Annotated in this window: 1 protein-coding gene; it reads right to left on the reverse strand. The window is 45.7% G+C overall.

Going from position 1 to position 2,777, the window contains the following annotated elements; all coding sequences use genetic code 11:
• Positions 1-2,777, reverse strand: a 2,777-nt coding sequence (locus AB4585_RS09120; protein WP_372169621.1) for a VCBS domain-containing protein, incomplete at both ends; no start/stop codon positions are given.

Genomic DNA, 2,777 nt, shown 5'->3' on the forward strand with positions numbered 1-2,777 from the left:
CCATCGGCATTGTTTAGAATAGAGCCATGGTCGACATGGAGGTTTTCAATGGTTAGCTTACCGGCGTCATTGGCATCCACATCGACGGTATTCGCTAATAGTTGCGCGGTGGTTAAGGTTTGGCGTGTATCTTCACTGCCATTTGCAAGCACCACTTCAGATGAACAGTAAGGTCTGTCGTTACTGCCGTGAATGGTGATGACAATATCGTGTGTTGTACCATCTTTTGAATGGACTGTAATCGTATCGGTTAGGCTTTGCCCTTCACCAAGTTGGTCAATTGCAGTGCCACGCGTTGTGGGTCTAGCACCTATACCTGATAGATGCCCAGCATCGGCATGGTAATGCCAGGTGCCATCGGTGAGTAAGATTAGATCGCCATAGGTACCGTGATAGTCGTAACCATTGCTGCCTTGCTTTTCAAAAATAGACTCACCCGTATCAGGGTCTGTAATGGTCAGCTTACCATCCGCATAGAGTGTTGTATTGCCAAGTGTGGCTATGCCAGGTTGGGCATAATCGGGAGACATGTTAACGCCAGCGGTATTCTCGGTTATTGAACCAGTATCAACGCCAGCAATAGTGGCCACATTGTTGCTACCATTTATGGTCACCATTATTTGATGTGTTGTGCCATCCGCGGAATGCACGGTAATGCTATCGGTGGTGGTTTTACCTTGACCTAATGCTTGTACCGTTGGGTTTTTGTTATCTAAATCGTAAGTCCAATCGCCGTTATCTTTAAGATGCAGGGTGCCTAATTGACCTGCGATATCGGTATTCGAGAAGTGGGCTTCACCTTTGTCTGTATCGGTGATGGTGAGTGTGCCTGAGGTTTGCAGTTGTGACTCTTCAGTCACCGCCCCTGAATTTGTACCTGAAATCACCGCACTATCATTGGTGCCATTTACAGTAATGGTAACTTGATGTGGCGTGCCATCGGCAGAGTGAACAGTAATCGTATCTGTTGCTGTTTTACCTTGGGCCAATGCTTGCACGGTCGGATTTTGATTGTCTAAATCGTAACTCCAATCGCCGTTATCTTTAAGATGTAGGGTGCCTAATGTGCCAAGGATATCGCTATCAGAGAAGTGAGCTTCGCTTTTGTCAATATCACTAATAGTTAATGTGCCAGATGTACTTAACGTAGTTTCTTCGGTCACTGCTCCTGAATTGGTACCTGCAATCACTGCCGTATCATTAGTACCATTTACAGTAATAGTGACTTGATGTGCCGTGCCATCGGCAGAGTGAACGGTAACAGTATCTGTTGCTGTTTTACCTTGGGCCAATGCTTGCACGGTCGGATTTTGATTGTCTAAATCGTAACTCCAATCGCCGTTATCTTTAAGATGTAGGGTGCCTAATTGACCTGCGATATCGGTATTCGAGAAGTGCGCTTCACCTTTGTCGGTATCGGTGATGGTGAGTGTTCCTGATGTTTGTAGCGTTGATTCTTCGGTCACTTGTCCTGAGTTAGTGCCTGCAATCACAGCTTGGTCATTAGTGCCATTTACAGTAATGGTAATTTGATGTGGTGTGCCATCGGCAGAGTGAACAGTAATCGTATCTGTTGCTGTTTTACCTTGGGCCAATGCTTGCACGGTCGGATTTTGATTGTCTAAATCGTAAGTCCAATCGCCGTTATCTTTAAGATGTAGAGTGCCTAATTGACCAACAATATTGCTATCAGAGAAGTGAGCTTCATTGGTATCGGTGTCGCTTATAGTTAATGAGCCCGTTGTTTGAAGTTGAGATTCTTCGGTCACTTGTCCTGAATTAGTGCCTGCAATCACAGCTTGGTCATTAGTCCCATTTACAGTAATGGTAACTTGATGTTGCGTGCCATCGGCAGAGTGAACGGTGATAGTGTCCGTCGCCGTTTTGCCTTGCGCTAATGCTTGCACGGTCGGATTTTGATTGTCTAAATCGTAGGTCCAATCACCGTTATCTTTAAGATGTAGGGTACCTAATGAACTAACAATGTCTGTATTCGAGAAGTGCGCTTCATTGGTATCGGTGTCACTAATAGTTAATGAGCCCGTTGTTTGAAGTTGAGATTCTTCAGTTACCACACCGGTATTGGTGCCTGCAATAACGGCAGTATCATTAGTGCCATTAACGGTAATAGTGACTTGATGTGGTGTGCCATCGGCAGAGTGAACGGTGATGGTGTCCGTCGCCGTTTTGCCTTGCGCTAATGCTTGCACGGTCGTGTTTTTGTTGTCTAAATCGTAGGTCCAATCACCGTTATCTTTAAGATGTAGGGTACCTAATTGACCAACAATATCGCTATCAGAGAAGTGAGCTTCACCGGTATCGGTATCGGTGATGGTGAGTGTGCCTGAGGTTTGCAGTTGTGACTCTTCAGTCACCGCCCCTGAATTTGTACCTGCAATCACAGCTTTGTCATTAGTCCCATTTACAGTAATGGTAACTTGATGTGGCGTGCCATCGGCAGAGTGAACGGTGATGGTGTCCGTCGCCGATTTACCTTGCGCTAGTGCTTGAACTGTCGTGTTTTTGTTATCTAAATCGTAAGTCCAATCACCGTTATCTTTAAGATGTAGGGTACCTAATGATCCAACAATGTCTGTATTCGAGAAGTGATCTTCGCCTTTATCGGTATCTGTAATAGTCAGAGTCCCAGACGTTTGTAATTGCGACTCTTCAGTTACCGCACCAGAGTTAGTGCCTGCAATCACCGCAGTGTCGTTAGTGCCGTTGACGGTAATGGTGATTTGATGTGGCGTGCCATCGGCAGAGTGAACGGTGAT

Origin of the sequence: Vibrio sp. 10N.222.49.C9 (genome assembly GCF_041474985.1) — a bacterium.
GTDB classification, from domain to species: Bacteria; Pseudomonadota; Gammaproteobacteria; order Enterobacterales; family Vibrionaceae; genus Vibrio; species Vibrio crassostreae_C.